This window comes from Oerskovia sp. USHLN155 (assembly GCF_037145535.1).
GTDB lineage: Bacteria > Actinomycetota > Actinomycetes > Actinomycetales > Cellulomonadaceae > Oerskovia > Oerskovia rustica.
The window spans coordinates 107,604-127,552 of record NZ_JBBCXG010000004.1; the positions used below are offsets into that span (position 1 = coordinate 107,604).

18 protein-coding genes are annotated in these 19,949 nt (G+C 71.7%); 9 read left to right on the forward strand and 9 right to left on the reverse strand.

The features are described from left to right. Positions 1-2: 2 nt before the first annotated feature. The gene (locus WFH32_RS06810; RefSeq protein WP_336706661.1) at positions 3-1,598 is read right to left on the reverse strand and encodes a methyltransferase domain-containing protein; all 1,596 of its coding nucleotides are present in this window, start codon (positions 1,596-1,598) and stop codon (positions 3-5) included. A 137-nt stretch (positions 1,599-1,735) separates the two neighbouring features. Here WFH32_RS06810 and WFH32_RS06815 point away from each other — a divergent pair, with 137 nt between their 5' ends. Continuing rightward, positions 1,736-2,110, forward strand: coding sequence for a VOC family protein (locus WFH32_RS06815; RefSeq protein WP_336706662.1), 375 nt, complete (start codon positions 1,736-1,738; stop codon positions 2,108-2,110). After that, the gene (locus tag WFH32_RS06820; protein WP_191795800.1) at positions 2,107-2,694 is read left to right on the forward strand and encodes a TIGR03086 family metal-binding protein; all 588 of its coding nucleotides are present in this window, start codon (positions 2,107-2,109) and stop codon (positions 2,692-2,694) included. Before WFH32_RS06815 ends, WFH32_RS06820 begins: the two co-directional genes overlap by 4 nt. Positions 2,695-2,769: 75 nt before the next feature. On the opposite strand, the gene WFH32_RS06825 is transcribed toward WFH32_RS06820, so the two are convergent. Further along, positions 2,770-4,149, reverse strand: a complete 1,380-nt coding sequence (locus WFH32_RS06825) for an FAD-dependent oxidoreductase (RefSeq protein WP_336706822.1) — start codon at positions 4,147-4,149, stop codon at positions 2,770-2,772. 213 nt (positions 4,150-4,362) lie between these two features. On the opposite strand from WFH32_RS06825, the gene WFH32_RS06830 reads away from it, so the two are divergent. Next, entirely contained in the window at positions 4,363-5,628 is a 1,266-nt protein-coding gene (locus WFH32_RS06830) for a Fic family protein (protein ID WP_336706663.1), read from the forward strand. Here WFH32_RS06830 and WFH32_RS06835 read toward each other — a convergent pair. Next, positions 5,616-6,380, reverse strand: coding sequence for a hypothetical protein (locus WFH32_RS06835; protein WP_336706665.1), 765 nt, complete (start codon positions 6,378-6,380; stop codon positions 5,616-5,618). The two genes, WFH32_RS06830 and WFH32_RS06835, sit on opposite strands and share 13 nt — an antisense overlap. A 223-nt stretch (positions 6,381-6,603) precedes the next feature. On the opposite strand from WFH32_RS06835, the gene WFH32_RS06840 reads away from it, so the two are divergent. From WFH32_RS06840 to WFH32_RS06860, 5 genes are all read left to right on the forward strand, one after another. Next, positions 6,604-7,581: a carbohydrate ABC transporter permease gene (locus WFH32_RS06840; protein ID WP_191795798.1), complete on the forward strand. Its 978-nt coding sequence runs from the start codon at positions 6,604-6,606 to the stop codon at positions 7,579-7,581. Then, on the forward strand, positions 7,578-8,561 hold the full coding sequence (locus WFH32_RS06845) for a carbohydrate ABC transporter permease (protein WP_336706667.1): 984 nt from the start codon (positions 7,578-7,580) through the stop codon (positions 8,559-8,561). Before WFH32_RS06840 ends, WFH32_RS06845 begins: the two co-directional genes overlap by 4 nt. A gap of 67 nt (positions 8,562-8,628) precedes the next feature. Continuing rightward, on the forward strand, positions 8,629-9,996 hold the full coding sequence (locus tag WFH32_RS06850) for an ABC transporter substrate-binding protein (protein ID WP_318244043.1): 1,368 nt from the start codon (positions 8,629-8,631) through the stop codon (positions 9,994-9,996). Next, positions 9,993-10,730: a glycerophosphodiester phosphodiesterase gene (locus WFH32_RS06855; RefSeq protein WP_336706669.1), complete on the forward strand. Its 738-nt coding sequence runs from the start codon at positions 9,993-9,995 to the stop codon at positions 10,728-10,730. Before WFH32_RS06850 ends, WFH32_RS06855 begins: the two co-directional genes overlap by 4 nt. A 638-nt stretch (positions 10,731-11,368) precedes the next feature. Beyond that, positions 11,369-14,164, forward strand: coding sequence for a beta strand repeat-containing protein (locus WFH32_RS06860; RefSeq protein ID WP_336706670.1), 2,796 nt, complete (start codon positions 11,369-11,371; stop codon positions 14,162-14,164). Positions 14,165-14,201: 37 nt separating this feature from the next. Here WFH32_RS06860 and WFH32_RS06865 read toward each other — a convergent pair whose 3' ends face one another. The 6 genes from WFH32_RS06865 to WFH32_RS06890 form a co-directional block, all read right to left on the reverse strand. Beyond that, positions 14,202-14,531 (reverse strand): transcriptional regulator, encoded by a 330-nt coding sequence (locus WFH32_RS06865; RefSeq protein ID WP_191795474.1) that lies wholly within the window; start codon positions 14,529-14,531, stop codon positions 14,202-14,204. Next, on the reverse strand, positions 14,528-15,037 hold the full coding sequence (locus WFH32_RS06870; protein ID WP_336706671.1) for a hypothetical protein: 510 nt from the start codon (positions 15,035-15,037) through the stop codon (positions 14,528-14,530). The genes WFH32_RS06865 and WFH32_RS06870 overlap by 4 nt, the downstream gene beginning before the upstream one ends. 104 nt (positions 15,038-15,141) lie before the next feature. Continuing rightward, a complete protein-coding gene (locus WFH32_RS06875; RefSeq protein WP_336706672.1) occupies positions 15,142-16,287 on the reverse strand; it encodes a VanZ family protein in 1,146 nt (381 codons plus the stop codon). Between the two features lie 154 nt (positions 16,288-16,441). Next, the gene (locus WFH32_RS06880; RefSeq protein ID WP_336706673.1) at positions 16,442-18,085 is read right to left on the reverse strand and encodes a mechanosensitive ion channel family protein; all 1,644 of its coding nucleotides are present in this window, start codon (positions 18,083-18,085) and stop codon (positions 16,442-16,444) included. Positions 18,086-18,212: 127 nt separating this feature from the next. After that, entirely contained in the window at positions 18,213-18,809 is a 597-nt protein-coding gene (locus tag WFH32_RS06885; protein WP_336706675.1) for an antibiotic biosynthesis monooxygenase, read from the reverse strand. 122 nt (positions 18,810-18,931) lie between these two features. Beyond that, the gene (locus tag WFH32_RS06890; protein ID WP_191795479.1) at positions 18,932-19,291 is read right to left on the reverse strand and encodes an iron chaperone; all 360 of its coding nucleotides are present in this window, start codon (positions 19,289-19,291) and stop codon (positions 18,932-18,934) included. A 154-nt stretch (positions 19,292-19,445) separates the two neighbouring features. Here WFH32_RS06890 and WFH32_RS06895 point away from each other — a divergent pair, with 154 nt between their 5' ends. Then, a complete protein-coding gene (locus WFH32_RS06895) occupies positions 19,446-19,937 on the forward strand; it encodes a pilus assembly protein CpaE (RefSeq protein WP_225227831.1) in 492 nt (163 codons plus the stop codon). Positions 19,938-19,949 lie beyond the last annotated feature (12 nt).

The window sequence follows — 19,949 nt, forward strand, 5'->3', positions numbered from 1 at the left end:
CCCTACGCGCCGAGCACGGGTCGGCGCGCGACCGTCAGCACGTGCGTGTCGGGCCAGTCGACCGGCTCACCCGTCGCTGCGTCCGTCAGCGTCGCCACGGGCGCGAACGAGTGCTCGACGAGCCACTCGTTGCGCCACGCACCGCTCTCGGGCCCCAGCTCGAAGCCCGCACCCGCCAGCAGGTCGGCCCACGCGTCGCCGTCCAGGTCGCAGAACCGCTCGTGGCACTCGGACAGCCAGTTGTCGGCGTAGTCCTTGGTCGTGAGGAACTCCATGGCGTCGCGCAGCGTGAGCCGGAACGTCGCGGGCTCGACCTCCTCGACCGCGAACGACGCACCGGACAGGCGCGGGAAGTCGACGGCGAACTGGCGCATCCTGGAAGCCGTCGACAACGCCCGGACGTGCGCGGCGACGTCGGGCCGCGCCCACTCGTCGAGGTCCGTCACGACGCCCGGGCTCGCGCCGTCGTCGTCCCGGAGGGTCAGGTGCACCACGCGGGCGCCGCCCGCGGGGCCGCACACGTCGCTGTTGATCCAGACCCCGCCCGGGCGGGTGTGGACGAACGTGCGGTGAGCGAACCGTCCGACGTCGAGGACGCCCTCGCCGTACGAGGAGATCTCGTGCGTGAGCGCGATCGTGACGGTCGTGTCGACGCTGCGCTCGGGCATGACCTCACCGCGCAGGATGTTGGCCTGCACGAACCACACGTTGGGGTTCGCGAACACGCCCTGCGTCTTCTTGTGCTCGGCCTCGGCCACGAGGTGGCGCGCGACGTCGACGCCGAAGAGGTCCGACTCGTGCAGGCGTGGCTCGGCCGCGACGAGCTCGAGCAGCCCTCCTGTCGCGCAGCCGATGTCGACGATCCGCCCGGGGAGCACGTACGGGCGCACCTGCTCCCACTTGCGGCGCGAGGCGTCCTCGAACGCCGCGGCGTACGTCCGGTAGTCGCGCGTCGCAGTGAGGTCGCCGTCGCCCGAGACGACCGGGTCGGCGAAGACCTGGGCGATCTGCGCCTCGAGCCCGTAGCGCCGGAAGAAGCCCGGCACGACGGGGTGCGCGACGTCGGTCCACGTCGGGTCCCCCGCAGCCAGGCGCCCGACGGCGTCCCACGGGCGGGCGGGCCCCTCGCCCTGGGCGTCGGTCGCGTCGAGCTCGACGCCCACGACCCGGAACCCGAGCTCCTGGTAGGCCGCGATGACCTCCGGGGTCGAGCAGGCCACGACCGTGTCGTGCGGGTCGAGCGTCACGGCGTGACCGGTCGCCGTCTCGACGGTGGTCGCGACGAGGTGCGCGAACCGCGGGTGCGGCGCCACGTCCGGGACCGGGACCACGAGGCTCGGCAGGTGCTCGACCGCCGTCACGTGCTCGATGAGCGCCTCGCGCCGGTGCCCCGGGACCGGGTTCCGGCGCGTGCCCGCATGGTTCGCGGACGTCACGGCCCACACCACCACCGCGTCCGGGGAGCAGCGCACAGGCACGCCGTCGAGGTCGCTCACCAGCCCGGCGCGCAGCGCCCGCAGGTAGTCGACCTGGAAACGGGTCACGAGGTGGTGGCGTCCCGGGAAGAGGACATGACGGACGAGGGGGGTCGAAGGCACCCGCGTACCTTCGCGCGCCGACGGGGTCCGTCGCAAGCGGAGGCGCTCCCCTCGTCACCGTCGGCGTTCCGTGCCATCGTGGAAGAGGCGCCGACGACGCCACCCCCTGTGGATCTGCCGTGGACAAGGAGCACCCGATGGTCTCGACGACGAACGCATTCAGCAGCTTCTCGGTGAACGACCTGGACGCCGCGCGGGCGTTCTACGCCGACGTCGTGGGCGTCGAGGTCGACCAGACGCCCATGGGTCTCGACCTGCGCCTCGGGTCGGGCGGCCACGTGTTCGTCTACCCCAAGAAGAACCACGTCGCAGCGTCGTTCACGGTCCTCAACTTCGGGGTCGACGACGTCGAGGCCGCCGTCGACGAGCTCGCCGCGAAGGGCGTCGAGTTCGAGCGCTACGTGGGGTTCGACCAGGACGACAAGGGCATCGCCCGCGGCCCCGAGGGCCCGGCGATCGCCTGGTTCAAGGACCCGGCGCGCAACGTCCTCGCGATCCTGAGCAACCTGTGAGCACCGCGGTCTCGTCGCACGAGCACCTCCTGGCGGCGCACGGCGACGCGATCGGGGCGTTCGACCACCTGGTCCGGCGGGTCCAGGACGACCAGTGGGACCTGCCCACGCCCGACGACGAGTGGACCGTCCACGACCTCGTCAACCACCTGGTCTCCGAGCAGCTCTGGGCGCCCGAGCTCCTCGCGGGCCGGACGGTCGCCGATGTCGGCACGGTCTTCGACGGCGACGTCCTGGGCGACGACCCGGTCGACGCGTGGATCGACGCGTCGACCCAGTCGCGCGAGGCGTTCCTCGCACCAGGCGCCCTGGACCGGGTGGTGCACCTGTCGTACGGCGACGCCCCGGCGACCGAGTACGCGCACCAGATGACGTTCGACCTCACGGTCCACGCGTGGGACCTCGCGCAGGGCATCGGCGTCGACGCGGACCTGGGCCCGCAGCTCGTGTCGTTCGTCCTGGGCTACGCCCGGCGCCGCAAGGGCATGTTCGCGGCGAGCCGCCTGTTCGCGGGTCCGCTCCCCGTGCCCGACGACGCGTCCGACCTCACGAGGCTGCTCGGACTGGCGGGGCGTCAGGCCTGAGCGCGGCGGGCTTCGCAGGGACGACGACGGCGCCCGGCCCGGGTGGGCGGGGCGCCGTCGAGGTGCGTGGCTGCCTCAGGCTTCGGTAGCCGCCTCGGTCTGGCGGCGGGCGATGCGGATCATGTCCTCGCGGGGCACGACCTTGATGCGCTCGCGCCCGTGCGGCTCCCCGAGGGTGCGCTCGTGGGCGTCCAGGACCTCCCAGTCGGCCCACTGGACCACGTCCACCCCGCGCTCGGTCAGGAACTCGACGATGCTCTCCGGCTCGGGGTGGGCGGCCGTGCGGGAGTCGGCGAGGTCCTCGACGAGGTGGCGGACGGTCTCGGACGCGTCGGACTTGGTGTGCCCGATCAACCCGACCGGGCCACGCTTGATCCACCCCGTCGCGTACACACCCGGGATCTGCGCACCGTCGATGTCGATCACCCGACCCTCACGGTTGGGGATCACACCCTTGAGATCGTCGAACGGGATCTCGGGCAACGGCGACCCGAAGTACCCCACCGCCCGGTAGACCGCCTGCACCGGCCACTCGAAGAACTCCCCCGTCCCGCTGACGGTCCCGTCCCCGTTCAACCGGGTCCGCTCGGTGCGCAACCCCTCGACCCTGCCATCCCCCAGCACCGCGACCGGCGCGTGCAAGAAGTGCAGGTGCAACCGCCGCGACGCCGTGAACTCCGACGGGTCCTTCAACGTCCAGTCCGTCAGGGTCTTGACGACCTGCTTCGTCTGGTTCGACGAGTTGATCGCCGCCATCGACCCCTCGTCGAACTCGAAGTCCTCCGGATACACGATCACGTCCACGTCCGGCACGTGCCCCAGCTCACGCAGCTCGAGCGGGGAGAACTTCGCCTGCGCCGGACCACGGCGCGCGAACACGTGCACGTCCGTGACCGGCGACTCCTTGAGCCCCCGGTACACGTTCTCCGGGATCTCCGTCGGAAGAAGATCATCAGCATGCTTGGCCAGCACCCGCGCCACGTCCAACGCCACGTTCCCCGCCCCCAGCACCGCGACCTGCTGCGCCTCCAACGGCCACGTGCGCGCCACGTCAGGGTGACCGTCGTACCAGGACACGAAGTCCGCCGCACCGAACGAACCCGGCAGATCGATCCCCTCGACCGCCAACGCCGCATCCCGGATCGACCCCGTCGAGAAGATCACCGCGTCATAGAACTGCCGCAGATCATCCAGCTTGAGATCCACCCCGTACTCCACGTTCGCCAACAACCGCACATCACCACGCGCCAACACCTTGTGCAACGCCACGATGATCTGCTTGATCCGCGGATGATCCGGAGCCACCCCGTACCGCACCAACCCGAACGGCGCAGGAAGACGCTCGAACAGGTCGATACCGACCTCGACACCCGTCTTCGACAGAATGTCCGCCGCATAGATACCAGCAGGACCAGCGCCAACAATGGCGACACGCAAAGGACGAGAGCTGCTCACAGGAAAGAACGCCTTCCGGTCGAGGAGGGGAGGGGCGGTCCACGCCGGGGTCGGCAGCCGCACGCTTCGACGGTACGTCCTCAACCAGGGTTGAGGTCAAGGTGCACGGTGGAGGCGGTGAGGAGGACCCTGGGGACGGCCGTGCGTGACCGTCAACTGATCATCGACCTGTCCGTGAGTTATCAGTTACCGCGTAAGTGATAACTTATCGAGGTGGTGAGTTATCAGATGCGCTGGCCCTCGCTGGCCGCCGAACAACTTGAGTGGCTCTCCGTACGCGAGAGCACGACGGGCAGGAGACCTGCGCGCCGCTACACAGCCTCAATCGTCCCACCGATCGCCGAGCTGCCCGTAGTGCTCCCCGCCCCTCTTTCCACCGAGGTCGAGGACGCATCCCGTGAGATCACGCGCTTCGACACTGAGATGGGCAGCGAGCTCGCCCCCTTCACGGCAGTCCTCTTGCGCAGCGAGTCCGCCGCGTCGTCCAAGATCGAACGACTGACTGCGTCCGCCCGCCAGATCGCCATGGCCGAGCTCGGAGCGGCAAGATTTGGATCCAACGCGCCCGTCATCGTTGCCAACACGCGCGCGATGCGCGCAGCACTCGCGTTGGCCCACCAGCCCGACCAGGACACGGTCCTGCACATGCACCACGCCCTCATGGAGCATGACGACCCAGAACAGGCAGGGCGTTGGCGGACTGAGCAGGTGTGGATCGGCGGAGTAGACCACTCGCCGGCGGGAGCCGACTTCGTCCCTCCGCACCACGAGCGGGTGCCGGGGGCAATCGACGACCTCATCGCATTCATCAAGCGTGACGATGTCCCTCCGTTGGCACACGCCGCGATAGCCCATGCGCAGTTCGAGACGATCCATCCTTTCACCGATGGCAACGGGCGCACCGGGCGCGCTCTTGTCCAAGCGATGATGCACAGCTCCGGTCTGACACGGAATGTCACGATGCCACTGTCCGCGGGCCTCCTCGCGGACGTCGGCTCGTACTACGCCGCACTCGATACCTACCGGCAAGGGCACCCGGAGGACCTCATCAGTCAGTTCGTCCACGCCAGCGCTCGCGCGGTCGACAACGGACGCCGCCTCGTACAGGAAGTTCGCTCGATCCGTGCCGAGTGGGACTCTCGAATCACGGCGCGCCGGGGTGCGCGTACCTACGAGGTCGCCGACCTCCTCACCCGCCAGCCGATCATCAACGCACAGGTCCTGAAAGAGGTGCTTGGGATCGGGCCGACGAATGTCCGGCGTCACATGGACCCGCTCACCCAAGCCGGGATCGTCACTGAGACACGGGTCCACCGCAAGGGCGTCGTGTGGTCAGCCCTGCAGATCCTTGGCGCACTCGACGACTTCGCCGAGCGGGCCGGCAAACGCCGCCCCGGTTACGGAAAGGCAGCACCGCTGCCGTCTGCCCCTGAGGACTCTGGAAGCCCGGACGGGTCCGCGAACCGTCAGGGTTCGTAGCCCTCGACGAAGCCTCGGATCTCCCGTCGCAGGTCGTCCTCGGTCATCGGCTCTCCCCTCGAGCTACCGATCGAGAACCCATATCCCTCGATCGGCCCGTTCCGCCAGGAGAAGTCGTAGCTCCCGGGTTCGTGGGGCCTGTCGGTGACCGTGAACTCCTGACCGTCGACCGTCAGGTGCCACACCTGAGGTGACCTCCGAGGTGCAGCGCTGACACGGCTCTGCAGCCGCTCGATCCGCGGCCTCAGGAGCGCGTCCATCACCGCCGGGTCCTCCCATGTCTGGACGCTGACGAGCAGCCGGTGCGGGCCGAGGTCCCGGTGCCACGCGCCGCCCACGGGAACGAGCTCGATGTCGTAGACCACCGGGACGTCCGGGTCGCCGATCGGCTCCGGGACGTAGCCGTCGGGGAGATCGGCCTCCGAGAAGAAGAAGTTCGGTCGCACCATCTGCTCGGCCCACGCCCGCGCCTCGTCGACGACGGTGTCGAACACCGTCGCCAGCCGCTCCGACGCGGGCCTGACGTCGCGCCCGGTGGGCACCTCGATCAACCGGTCCCACCACTCGCGCCACCCGTCCGCGAGCGCCGCGGCCTCGTCGCCCGACAACGCCTCGACCGTGATGCGGGGGACGAGCGCCGGGACGTCGTAGGCCACGGGCAGCGCCAGACGGTCGCGGAGGAACAGGGCCACCGTGAAGCCGGTGCCGCGCCCCACGTTGATGTTCCGCAGGTCCTGTTGTTCGTGCGTCATCGCTCACCTCGTCGTCGGGCCCGGCAGGAGCCGGACCGCCCATGCTAGGCCCTCTCCGCCGCCGCCCTGGAGATGGCTTTCCGGCGTCCCCGATGACCTCGCGTCGAGGCGCCGATGAACGCCTCGGGAACGTTCGGGGAACGAAGCCGCTGAGGCCACTTCTCGGACACTTCGCCCTCCTAGGGTGACGGCGTCCACCCGCTCGTGACTGGAGCCCCACCCCATGACCTCCGTGTCAGCCCCCGTGCGCCCTGCGCCACCTGCACGCCGTCGGACGATCCCCGGACGGGCCTCGGCTGCCCGGTCCCGCTTCTCCCGCCCCACCCCGCGGGCCCTGCGCACCTGGCTCGCGTTCCTGCTCCTCGCGGGGCCCAACGTGGTCCTGCTGCTCGTGTTCGTCTACCGCCCGCTGCTGCAGAGCTTCTACTACTCGACCCTGCAGTGGAACATGGGCTCCCCCACGGCCCGCTCGGTCGGTCTCGGCAACTACGTCGAGTGGTTCCAGGACCCGACGACGGCCGACGTCATGGTCACGACGGGCGTCTTCACGGTCGCGACCGTGGGAGGCTCGCTGGTCCTTGGCCTGGGCCTGGCCCTGCTGCTGAACCGCCGCCTCAAGGGCCGCGGGTTCGCGCGGACCGTCGCGTTCGCGCCCTACGTCCTGTCGGGCGTCGCGGTCGGCATGCTGTGGCTGTTCATCTTCGACCCGCGCTACGGCCTGCTCTCGGCCGGCCTGCGCGCGATCGGGCTCGAGTCCCCCGACTGGTACACCACCTCGCCCTGGGCGCTCGTCATGATCATCGTCGTCTACCTGTGGAAGAACGTCGGGTACGTCGCCCTGATCTTCCTGGCCGGTCTCCAGGCCGTCCCGCAGGAGCTCAAGCAGGCAGCCGCCCTCGACGGCGCGTCCTCGGCCCGCACGTTCCGATCGATCGTCCTGCCGCTGCTCGCGCCCACGACCTTCTTCCTCACGGTCACGACGCTGCTGAGCTCGCTCCAGTCGTTCGACATCATCCAGGCCATGACGAAGGGAGGGCCGCTCGGCTCGACCACGACCCTGATGTACCAGATCTACGAGGAGGGCTTCGTGACCGGTCGCGCCGGCTACGCGTCGGCCGTCGCGACGATCCTCTTCCTCCTGCTGCTGGTCGTCACGGTCGTCCAGCTGCGCTTCGTCGAGAAGAAGGTGCACTACGCATGAGCGTCCAGAACCCGGTCCGGGACGTCCCCACCACCGCACCTCGCACGACCTCGGGCGCGCCCCGCGCTCAGCGCCCCGGGTCCCCCGTGGACGCACCACCGGCCCCCGGCGGTGCCTGCCACGGCCCGAGCGGCGCCCGCGCGCCGGAGCGCAAGCGCCGTCGTCGGCCCCTGCACCTGGGCTCGTACGCGACCCTCCTGGTCGCGACCGTCGTCATGGCGCTGCCGCTCGTGTGGATGGTGCTCGCGAGCTTCAAGCGCCCCGACGAGCTGTACTCGATCCCGCTCCAGTGGCTCCCGCAGAACCTCGACCTCGCGAACTACGTCCAGACGACGCAGAGCATCCCCGTCGGGCAGCTGTTCCTCAACAGCGTGGGCCTGACGGTCGTCGGCTCGACGCTCAAGCTGCTGCTCGGCCTGTGCTGCGCGTACGCGCTCGTCTTCCTCGACTTCCCGTTCAAGCGCGCGGTGTTCGTCCTGGTCCTGTTCACGCTGCTCATCCCGCAGCAGATCACGATCATCCCCAACTACACGCTCGTCGCCCAGCTCGGGTGGCTCAACACCTACCAGGGCATCCTCGTGCCGGGACTGGCGAGCGCGTTCGGGACCTTCCTGTTCCGTCAGCACTTCCTGTCGCTGCCGATCTCGATCCTCGAGGCCGCGGAGCTCGACGGCGCCGGCCACTGGCGCAAGCTGTGGCGGTTCGTCGTGCCGCTGTCCTACCCCACGATCGCGGCCGTCGCGCTCGTGTCCGTCGTCGCCGAGTGGAACGACTACCTGTGGCCGTTCCTCGTGACCGACGACGCCGAGAAGATGACGCTCCCCGTGGGCCTCACGCTCCTGCAGAGCGTCGACGGCATGAACAACTGGGGCGTCCTCATGGCCGCGACCGTGCTCGTGACCCTCCCGATCCTCATCGTCTTCCTGTTCCTCCAGCGCCGGCTCGTCGCCGGGCTCACCGCCGGAGCCGTGACCGGCTGACCTGCCGGTCCTCCCCTGTCCCCCCGGCACCTGCCGGGTCGCTGTTCCCCACCCCAAGGAGCATCACGTGAACCAGCCCCTGCCCGCCCAGTGGACCCCGTCGCGACGCGACGTGCTGCGCCTCGGCGGCCTCGGCGCCCTCGCCCTCACCCTCGCCGCGTGCGCGGGACCGACCGTCGGCGGCGGCACGTCCGCCCCGTCCGCCTCCGCGGGCACCGACTGGTCCACGATCAAGCCCGCCTCGCAGATCACGTGGTGGAGCAACCACCCCGGCGCCTCCAAGGCCATCGAGGAGGAGCTCATCCGCCGCTTCAACGCGAAGCACCCCGACATCGCGGTCAAGCTCGTGACCGCGGGCGCCGGGTACGACGAGGTCGCGCAGCGCTTCCAGGCCGCGTCGTCGTCGAACAACCTGCCCGACCTCGTCATCGCGAGCGACGTGTGGTGGTTCCGCTACTACGTCAACGGCCAGGTCATGCCGCTCGACGACGTGTTCGCGCACCTCGACGTCGACGTCGCCGACTACAACCCGACGCTGTACGGCGACTACGCGTACGACGCCAAGCACTGGGCGGTGCCGTACGCGCGCTCGACGCCGCTCTTCTACTACAACAAGGACCTCTGGGCGAAGGCCGGCCTGCCGGACCGCGGCCCCGCGACGTGGGCCGAGCTCGCCGAGTGGGCCCCCGCCCTGCGCGCCCAGGTCCCGGCCGACGGCGCCCCCCTCGGGCTCGCGACCGGCACGTCGTGGGCCGCCTGGTGGTTCGAGAACATGCTGTGGGGCCAGGGCGGTCAGTACAGCGACGAGTTCACGGTCACGCTCGACACCCCGCAGGCGCTCGCCGCGGGCGACTTCCTGCACGACCTGTTCCACGGGTCCAAGGTCGCAGGCGTCGGGACCGACGCCGGGGCCGACTTCGCCGCCGGCATCTTCGCGTCGACCATCGGGTCCACGGGCAGCCTCACGGGTCTGCTCGACGCGGCCACGTTCGAGGTCGGCACGGCCTACCTGCCCGACGGCCCGAGCGGCTCGGGGACGCCCACCGGCGGCACGGGCCTCGCCATCCCGGCCTCGCGCACGCCCGAGCAGCAGCTCGCCGCCGCGATGTTCCTCGCCTTCCTCACCGACGCGGACAACACCGCATACTTCTCCCAGAACACCGGGTACATGCCGGTGCGCACGTCCGCGGTCGAGGGAGAGACCATGAGCAGCATCTACGCGGCCACGCCGCAGTTCCGCACGGCGGTCGACCAGCTCGCCGAGAAGTCGCGCTCGCAGGACTGGGTCCGGGTCTTCGTGCCGGGCGGCGACCAGATCCTCACGGACGGGATCGAGCAGATCGTGCTCAAGGGCACGCCCGCCGCCGAGGCGTTCGCGTCGATCACGCCGCGTCTCGAGAAGGCGTACCAGGAGAACGTGGAGCCCTACCTGTGACGGGCCAGATCCAGGTCGTCGCGCACCGCGGGAACTCGTCCGTCGCCCCGCAGAACACGCTCGCCGCGTTCGAGGCCGCGTGGCGCGCGGGGGCCGACAGCATCGAGCTCGACGTGCAGCTCACCGCGGACGGCGAGGTCGTCGTGATCCACGACGACACCCTCGACGCCACGACCGACGCGACCGGTCGCGTCGACGCGCTCCCGCTCGCGGGCGTCCGCGCCGTGGACGCGGGCTCGTGGTTCGCCCCGGCCTACGCCGGGCAGCGCGTCCCGACGTTCACGGAGCTCCTGGACTTCCTCGTGACCCACCCGGGCATCGATCTCCTGCTGGAGATCAAGGGCGACTGGGGTCCCGACGACGTCCGCAAGGTCACCGAGCCCGTCCTGCGCGCCGGGCTCGCCGACCGCGTGATCGGGCAGAGCTTCTGGCCCTCGACGGTCGCAGCCCTGCAGAAGGTGGCCCCGGACCTGCGCCGCGGACTGCTGATCGGCGAGCGCTCCGACGGCCTGCTCGCGACGTGCGCCGACCTGGGCGTCATGACGTGCAACCCGGCGGGTCACCTGCTCGTCGAGCGGCCCGGCCTGGTCGACGAGCTGCACGCCGCAGGGCTCCAGGTCATGGTGTGGACCTTGAACGAGCCCGCGCAGTGGACCCTGGCCCTGGTGGCCGGCGTCGACGCGGTCATCACCGACCGTCCCGACCGGCTGCGGGGGTGGCTCGCCGCGCGGTGAGACCGGCACCCGGGTGCGCCCGGACACGCGCGACGTGACGCGCCGCAGCACGTCGGGACGCGGGCAGAGGCCCCTGGATCGAGCGATCCGGGGGCCTCTGCCCGGTTCTCGGCAGGGACGGCACCCCCTCTCCGCCCGGTTGCCGGTTCCTCGGTGTCGGCCCACGATGGCGGAGCGGCCACTGGCGACCGCACGCGACGTATCGAACCGGGGGCGGGTATGCGCAGAGCGTTGGACGGGCGGCAGGGCACTCACCGGTGGCGGCGCGCCACCGCGGCGCTCGGTGTCGCCGCGCTGCTCGGCGTCGGCGCGGTCGTGGTCGCCCCCGTGACGCCTCCTGCGCTGGCCGCCTCGCCGCCCGACACCGTCGACACCGGCGACCCGCCGCCGCCCGCCGACCCGACGACACCGGGCGGCCTCGACGAACCGGCACCCGCCCCGGACGAGACCGTCGTCGAGGTGCCGCCGGTTGGGCCCGAGATCGTGCCGAACGCCAACAACCTGCCGGTGGCCAGCGCCCGGGCACCCCCGCCCTGCTCACCCTTCAGGCAGCGATCAACGCCGCCCCCGCCGGCGGGACCGTCTCGTTCGACCCGAACGACTACGCGTTCACCGGCACGATCACCATCCCTCGCACCGTGACCCTCGACAGCAGCGGCGCCTCGACCCTCTACACGCGGTTCACGGTCGCCGGAGGCGGTCTGACGCTCGACGACGACGTCACGATCGGCGCGGCCAACACCGGCGCGATCGTCTCGGTCACCGCGTCGGACGCCGTGCTGTCGAACCTCACGATCCGCAACCCGACCCCGGTGGCCCGCCCCACGGGGGTCCAGCTCGGCGCCAACGTGACGGGAGTCGTGATCGCCGGGCTGGACATGGACGGCGCAGGTGAGGCGTCGTCGTACGGGATCAACCTCACGACGGGCTCTGCGACGGTCACCGGTCCCGCCATCACCGGCGTCGCCACGGGCATCGTCGCGACCGCAGCCTCGACCGCGGGCGGCGTCGTGATCTCCGGTGGCGCGATCGGCGCCTCGACGTCGGGCATCTCGCTGGGCACGACGACCACGCCGCGCGTGTCGGGCATCAGCGTCACCAGCACGCCGAACAGCACGGGCACCGGGGTCGACCTGGCGAACTCCTCCGGCGCCCTGGTCGACGCGGTCACCGTGACCGGCTTCGCCCGGGGCTTCGGCACGGCTCCCACGAACCCCCGCACCGGCCCCACGATCACGGGCGCTGTCGTCCAGGAGAGCACCCGGGAGGGCATCTCGCTCGGTGCGACGACCGGGGCACGGATCACGGACGCCCGGCTCACGCTGGCGGGGGCCAACCAGTCGACCGGCATCCTCACCCTCCTGGCCACCGGGGTCGTGATCGAGCGGCCCACGATCACGGGCGCCATGTACGGCATCACCACGAGCGCCACCAACACGGGCGCCGGCCCCACGATCACGGACCCCGTGATCACGGCGTTCGGCGGCATCACCCTGGGCTCGACCCAGAACGCCGTCGTCACGGGCGCAGTGCTCGACGCCGGTGCGTGGGGCGTCTCCGGCACCGGCGTCAACCTCGTCAACGCCGGACGCGTCACGGTCTCGGACGTGTCCGCCACCGGGTTCCTCTACGCGATCGGGGCGCAGTCCAACTTCGACGACGACTCGGACCGTGTGAACATCTCGATCTCCGACATCGACGTGGTCGGTGCGCCCGACGCGTCGAGCGGCGTGTACCTGCTGGGTGCGCGCGACGCGACGGTCTCCCGCGTCACCGCCGACCTCACGGGCGCGGCGCTCGTCATCCACCAGTCGATCGGGGTCACGGCCCAGGACATCACCGTGACGGGTCACGAGGGGCCGACCTCCGTCACGGGCGCCGCGATCCTGCGCGCCTACGGGTCGCAGGACGTCGACGTCGACCGCGCCTCGATCGACGCCGGGTCGTACGGGTTCTTCTACTCCGCGACCGACGGGTCGACCGTGACGAACGCGACCGTCGCGAACCTCGTCGAGTACGGCGTGTACGGGCGCAGCGTCGCGAACCTCGACGTCGGCGCGACGACGTTCACCGGCAACTCCGGGGTCGGCCTGTTCGTCGTCACGACCCCTGCCAACGGGATCAGCCACGACATCGCCGTGCACGACAGCACCATGACCGACAACGACGGCGGGATCCGCGTGCTCCAGGGCACGACCGCCGTGCAGGTCGTGCGCAACACCGTGAGCGGCCAGCCCGACGTCGTGTCAGCGGGCCCGGCCCACGACCTCCTCGTCGCCGACAACGCGATCTCCCAGACGGGCGGCGACGGGCTCGCCGCGATCAGCGTCGCCCCGTCATGGGCCGACGGCGCGCTCCCGGACTCGTACTCGTCGTCCGACGTCCGGGTCACGGGCAACGCGTTCACGGGCGGCGGCACCTGGATCCAGGTCGGTACGGCGGACCCCGCGTCGCCCGAGGCCGCCCGGCGGACGCTGCGCGACGACGTGCTCGTCACGGGCAACTCCTTCCCCGCGGCCAGCACAGCGATCCGCACGTACGCGAACGCGGTCGTCGGCGAGGACTCCGCACCTGCCCTCGCCCGTGCGCTGCCCGTCGACGGCCCGGTCGCCGTCGACGCCCGGGACCACGGCACCCCCAACGACTGGGGGGCGGCGTGCCGAGCCACGGGCTTCCTCGACGGCGTCCCGTACTACGACGGCGGCGGCGCCGAGGTGTACGAGCTCACCGAGGCCCCCGTCCTGTACCCGATGAGCTGCATCGACCTGTCCCTGACCCAGGCGCTCGCCGTGGCCCCCGGCGCCGTCCTGCGCGCGGGCGACCTGGTCACCTGGACGCTGACCCCGCACAACGCGGGCCCGCGCGTCGCCCCGGCCGGGTGGACGATCACCCAGCTCCTGCCCGACGGCGCCACGCTCGTCTCGATGACGGGTGACGGCTACACGGTCGACGGGACCACGGCGACCGCCACGGACGACCTCCCCGTCGACGCCGACGGTCCGCCGCTGACCGTCACCGCCCGCGTGGTCGCCCCTGCTCCGGGCGCGGGCAGCATGCGCGACGTCGCCTACGTGACTCCCGCCCCCGACACCGACCTCGACGAGGACGGCTTCGTGGACCCGGTCGTGGAACGGCTCAGCCCGCTCGTCGTGCCCACGATCGACACCGACACCGATGCCTCCCCGACCGACAACGACGCCCAGGGCGTGTGGTCGACCGTGGGCGACACCGTGCCCGGACCGCCCAGCCCGTGGACCCCGTCGGGACCGGGTACCGGCGGGGCCGGCGGGGCCGGCAGCTCTGGGCCCGGCAGCGCGAGCACGCTCCCCGCCACCGGGGCGGACGCGGCCCTCGCTGCTCTCGCCGCGCTCCTCCTGCTCGGCACCGGGATCGCTGTCACGACCCTGTCGCGCCGGCGACCAGGCAGCCGCTGACACGCTGCTGGCCGGGACCGCCTGCCGCTGCGCCTCCTCACTTCTCAGCGTTCGGGTCGACGCCCGCGGCGATCTCCGCGAGCGCCGCGAGGTGCGCCTCGACGGCGCGCCTGCCCTCGGCCGTGAGCTCGACCCACGTGAGGCGCCGGGCGTCGGGGCGGTCGGGCGAGCTCTCCTTGGTCACCGTGACGAACCCCGCGTCGGCGAGCACGCGCAGGTTCTTCGAGAGGTTCGCGTCGGTCAGGCCCAGCGTGTCGCGGAGCACGGCGAACTCGAGCTGCGCCCCTCGCCGGAGCACCCCGCAGATGCGCAGGCGCGCAGGCGAGTGGATGACCTCGCTGAACACGGGGACGACGTCGGTGCTCATGCCCCGGCACTGTCCGTCCCGGCGGACGTCCCGGCGAGCTCCTGGCGGAAGAGCTCGTCGTACCGGGGGCCGAGCACCAGGGGCGTGACGAGCCCGACCGCCGCGGGGAGCAGCACCCACCCGTACGGGACCGGGGTGACCTTGACGACCACCATGGCCACGAAGCAGGGCACGAGGATCATCATCATGATCCGGTAGACGCGCCTGGATCGCGGCCCGGCCGGCAGGCTGAACCATAGTCCGTGGCGCCGCCTGTGGACGACCACGAGCGCGGGCAGCGCGAGGATCGCGACGGGCAGCAGGATCAGCGACGCCGGTGACGGCAGCGCCTGCGACACGATGATGACGGCGACGATCGCTCCGAGGAGCGGGTAGTACCACCGCGGGGTGACGAGCCGTTCCGCGAGAGTCGCGTCGTCGGCACGTAGGCTCGCCAGCGCCTCGCGCGCCTGCGCGGCGGAAGGGCGTTGCGTCGCGGGGTCGCCGACGGACATGTCGTTTTCCATGATGGCAAACGTATTGCTGACTTGCGCAGTTGGCAAGTGACTTCGGTGATCGGCCGACGCCGGGCGGAGGCGTGCGGCCCGGCGGCCGTGCTCAGCCCCCGCGCTCAGCTCCGCGCGTCGACCATCCGGGCCCCCGACACGACCCCCGACACCCCGCGCCGGTCGCGCGTGAACAGGACCGAGACGACCGCCACGAAGGCGACGAGCGACCCCAGGGGCGCTGCGACGTCGGGCAGGAGACCACCGCCGGGGACCTCCGCCAGGACCAGGCACACCCCCCAGAGCCCGCCCGACGCAAGGCCGCGCACCACCCGACGCGCCGTGGTCCCGCGGCCCAGGCCGCCCGCACCGACCGGGCCCTCGGCGACGTCCGCCGTCCAGCGGGGCTCGAGCCACATGGCCCGCTGCCCCCACGACGCCCCGCTCCCCAGGAACGGCGGCACCAGCAGGACCAGGACCACGGGCACGAGCGACCCGAGCACCACGTCGACCGCGCCCGCCTCGAGCGGGACGTCCTGCCCCAGCGCGACGAGCGCCACCCGGTAGAACAGGACCAGCACCGTCCCCGTCACCGACACCAGGAACGCGTCGAGCAGCATGCCGAGCCACCGCCGCCACACCGTGACAAGGCGCGGCACCCCCCGCTCGGTCGCGAGGTCGGTCGAGCGCGGCATCCACCGCAGGACGACCGGCGCGATCAGCGCACCGATCAACCCGCCCAGAGTGTTGGTCAGGAGGTCGTCGACGTCGGCCAGGCGGTACGAGCACGGGATGAGACCGAAGATCCCCGTGCCCTGCGTCGTCTCGATGAGCAGCGACGCCGCGAACGCCGACAGCACCGTGAGCGGCAGCCGCCACCCGAAGAAGCGCCGGACCAGCACGCCCCACGGGACGAACAGCACCACGTTGAACACCGTCTGGAGCACGGCCGGGCTGCGCAGCCGCGCCGCCGCGCTCATGCCCGCGGTGTCCCGGCGGATGTCCTCGACGAACTGGAACGGGTTCAGCTGCGGCCCGGAGAACCCGTGCTGCGCGCACCACTGCGCGAGGTCGCCCGAGGGCAGCGGCAGCAGCGTGTACGCCACGAGCGCGACGCCGTAGACCGCGACCGCCGCCGACCCGAGCAGGCGCAACCAGCTCAGCCGCCCGTACCGGCGGTACTGCCAGACCACGATCGGCAGCAGGAACATCACGAAGACGACGACTCCGCCGATCACGCCCACGTACGCGGGCCAGGTCCACCTGCTCACGACGAGACCCTAACCAGGGGTGCCCTGCGCGGCGCGGTGGACCCGGGTCGTGTGCGTCACGTCGGGGCGGCGACGGCCCGCGCGGGGTGGTGGGTCGGTCACCCTCGGCAGGAAGGTCCTTCCCCCTCGGCAGGCGGGCGCGTCACCCTCGGCGTCAGGCGTCGCCGTCGTGACCGGCGTCGCCGTGCGACTCGCCGCGCCCCAGGTCGCGGTCGCCGAGGCGGTCTCGGTCACCAGGGCGCGCCGCCGCGTGGTCCCAGCCCCGTTCGTCGGCGTCGTCCTGCGATGCCGCTGCGTCGCGCTCGTCCTCGACCCGGTTCCGCTCGGCCGTCTCCTCGCGCTCGTCGATGACCTCCTGCCCCGGACCTGCGAACGCCTTGGAACGCTCGACCCCCTCGGCCGTGCCGCTGAAGAAGGCCGACTCGGACGCGCCGCCGGGCAGGTCCTCGGGACCGATCTCCCCCGTGTCACCCGCGTCCGCACCCGCGAGCGCCGCCTCGACCGGTGACATGACCCTGGTCTCGACGACGTCCTGCGGGGCGCTGACCGTCCCGATCACCCGCGTCTGGTCGCGCACCGAGACGCGGCGGGTCGCCTGACGGGTCGACAGGGGCGGCTGTCCCGGGATGCCCGGCCCCACGGGGATCGCGGGCGGGAGGTGGACCTCTGGTTCCGGGATCGCGGGCTGTGCCGCTGCGCCGTCGGCCTGCGCGTGGCCAGGCGCGACGTCGGGCTCCTCGCTGATGCGGCCCTCCTCGACGCCCTCGAAGCGCGTGCGGGGCAGCGAGTCCGCGCTCGACCGCTGGAGCCACTCGACGAGCCCCTCGCGCACGAAGCACCGCAGGTCGAACAGCGTCGGGGCGTCGCGGGCGCTCACGAGCGCACGCACCCGGACCACGCCGTTGATCGCGTCGGTCACCTGCAGGATGCCGACGCGCTGGTCCCACAGGTCGGTGTGCGCGAGGAGCCGCTTGAGCTCGGCGCGCATGGCGCCGAACGGCACCCGGAAGTCCAGGTCGAGCTCGACCGTGCCCAGCAGGTCCGCGGCCCGCCGGGTCCAGTTCTGGAACGGCGTCGTCGTGAAGTACGTGCACGGCATGATGAGGCGCCGGTCGTCCCACAGGTGCACCACGACGTACGTCATGGTGATCTCCTCGATCCGCCCCCACTCCCCCTCGAGGACCACGACGTCGTCGACCCGGATGCCGTCCGTGAACGCGATCTGCATGCCCGCGAACACGTTCGCGAGGGACGTCTGGGCCGCGAGGCCCGCGACGATCGAGATGACACCTGCCGACGCGAGGATGCTCGCACCCGCGGCGCGCGCCGCGGGGAACGTCAGCAGGACCGCGGCGATCGCGCAGATCACGATGATCGCGACGGTCAGGCGTCGCACCACGATGATCTGCGTGCGGATACGCCGCGCGTGCCGGTTGTCGACCACGTCGACCCGGAAGCGCTTGAGCGCGCTGTCCTCGAGCACGAACGCGAGCGCCCCCACCCACCACGCACCCGCCGCGATGAGCGCGATCAGCAGGGCGTGCTCGACCGCGGGGCGCCAGCTCACCGAGGGGTCCGTCGTGACCCGTACGGCGATCCACACCGCGACGATCATGAGCACCGCACGGTCCGGGCGGCGCAGTCGCCTCGAGATGTCCCGCGCGAGCTCGCTGCGCCGCCCGAGGCGGTTCACGACCGCCGAGAGGATCGTGCCCAGCACGAACGCGACCACCAGCGCTCCTGCGACGGCGGCCAGGGTCAGTGCGACATCCGTCGCGTTCTCGATCTCGTCGTCCATCCGTCCACGCTATGACCGGGCGCTGGAAGTCGCCTGGACAGGCGCTGGGCGAGCGCCGCCGTCGGGCGTCCCTACGACGGGGCGACGAGCCGGCCGGGCACCTCGTCGGGCGGTCGGTGGGCGCGCCTCAGCGCGCGAGCCACGGTGCCAGACGGCGCGTCACCCACGGCAGGACGGCGTACGTCATGATCGGGGTCAGCACGAGCGTCGTCACGAGCACCCTCGGGACCACGGGCAGCTCGCCGAAGCTCGGGACGGCCCACGACATGAGCAGCGTGAACGCGAGGTTCACGGGGAAGAACCCGAGCCAGATGCTCACCGACTGCTTCCACCGGGCCGGCGCACGCTCGGCGCCGACCTGCGGCTCCTCGACGCGGGCGGGGACGTCGAACCAGCCCTCGATGCCCGTCCTGCGCTCGACGCGCTGGTCCTCAACGAGCCCCTGCCCCTGCTGGAGCCACGCGACCCGCTCGGGCGAGGAGTCCCACGCGTCGAGCGTCGCCTCGTCGGCGAAGCGGTAGAGCATGTGCCAGTCGTGCGAGTCCTTCGCGGCGCGCACCCAGCCCGACCCGAGGAACCCCGGGTACGTGTTGGCCATGTTGACGCCGGTCTGGACCCAGCGCGTCGCGTCCGGGACCAGGTCGGGGTGGATGCGGCGGTGGATGGAGACGGTGACGGGTCGGTCCGGGGATCGCCCGGCCGTGCCCGTGGAAGGGACGGTCATGAGGGCGAGTACACGATGCCGACGTTTCCGGGGTGTGACGACCCGGCCGTCGTGGGACGGTGCGTCCCGACAGGTGGGCGCCCGCCGGGGCCTGCCGAGCGCGCTCCGGGGGGAGAGCGCGCCTACGCCGAGGCCCCGTGCTGGTCGAGCAGGTGCCGTGAGACCGTCTCGATCACGCCGTACGGGATCGGGTCGGACAGCATGAACTTGAGCGTCCCCTTGGAGGCCCGGTAGGGGGCGACGAGCCGCTCGAAGTCCACGTCGCCGTCGGGCACGGGATAGAGGCTCACGTGGTGCTTCCACCCCGCGAAGTACACGACGACCCGGCCACCCACCGTCACGGCCGGGATCTGGTAGCTGATCTTCTCGCCGGCGTCGGGCACGACCCGGTGGATCGTCCGGCGCATCTCCTGCAGGACCGCCTGGGTCTCGGGCGGGAACGAACCGATGTAGTCGTCGACGGTCTCGAACGTCCCGGTCATGCCGGCCTCCCCGTGCTCGGGCCCCGCGGGCTGCGGGAGTCCTTCCCCTACTGTCTCGCGCGAGCGGGTGAAAGGCCTCCGGAGCGTCACCGTCGGCAGGCCGGGCCGTCACCCTCGGCGCGCCTGCTCGGGCCGACCCGACCATACTGGCGACATGATCTCCTGGGACCTGGCCCTCGCCCTGCGCGAGGCGGGAGTGCGCTGGCACCCCGAGTCCGGCGATCGGTTCCGGCTCCTCGGCACGGGCCCCACGGGCGACCTCTTCACCGTCAGCGACATGACGATCGAACCCCACGAGTTCGACACCGGCGTGATCCTCGGCTTCAACGGCACGACCGAGTGGGCGCTCGACTCCGTGGCCCTCGAGGACGCGCTCTGGCACCCGCTCGAGCCCCAGCTCCGCACCCTGCTCGGCGGCACCTTCCGCTGGCTCCAGCGCTTCGTCGAGGACGACGACGTCCCCGCCTACCTCGTCGAGATCGAGCTCGGCGGACGCCCGCTCACCTTCCGCGGCTACGACCCCGCCGACGCCTACGCCGAAGCCCTGCTGCACCTGGTCGCGGCGTCGTCGGGACCGGTTGACCCGTCACCCGGCTCCTCCGGCGCCCGGACGGACACCGCCGGCGGACGCGGGGTGGCGACCTGAACGCCGAGGGCC

Bases quoted from the DNA above. Each gene is read 5' to 3' on its own strand.
- WFH32_RS06815 (WP_336706662.1), top strand. From the start codon at position 1,736: ATGGTCTCGACGACGAACGCATTCAGCAGCTTCTCGGTGAACGACCTG.
- WFH32_RS06835 (WP_336706665.1), bottom strand. From the start codon at position 6,380: ATGACGCACGAACAACAGGACCTGCGGAACATCAACGTGGGGCGCGGC.
- WFH32_RS06840 (WP_191795798.1), top strand. From the start codon at position 6,604: ATGACCTCCGTGTCAGCCCCCGTGCGCCCTGCGCCACCTGCACGCCGT.
- WFH32_RS06845 (WP_336706667.1), top strand. From the start codon at position 7,578: ATGAGCGTCCAGAACCCGGTCCGGGACGTCCCCACCACCGCACCTCGC.
- WFH32_RS06865 (WP_191795474.1), bottom strand. From the start codon at position 14,531: ATGAGCACCGACGTCGTCCCCGTGTTCAGCGAGGTCATCCACTCGCCT.
- WFH32_RS06870 (WP_336706671.1), bottom strand. From the start codon at position 15,037: ATGGAAAACGACATGTCCGTCGGCGACCCCGCGACGCAACGCCCTTCC.
- WFH32_RS06880 (WP_336706673.1), bottom strand. From the start codon at position 18,085: ATGGACGACGAGATCGAGAACGCGACGGATGTCGCACTGACCCTGGCC.
- WFH32_RS06885 (WP_336706675.1), bottom strand. From the start codon at position 18,809: ATGACCGTCCCTTCCACGGGCACGGCCGGGCGATCCCCGGACCGACCC.
- WFH32_RS06890 (WP_191795479.1), bottom strand. From the start codon at position 19,291: ATGACCGGGACGTTCGAGACCGTCGACGACTACATCGGTTCGTTCCCG.
- WFH32_RS06895 (WP_225227831.1), top strand. From the start codon at position 19,446: ATGATCTCCTGGGACCTGGCCCTCGCCCTGCGCGAGGCGGGAGTGCGC.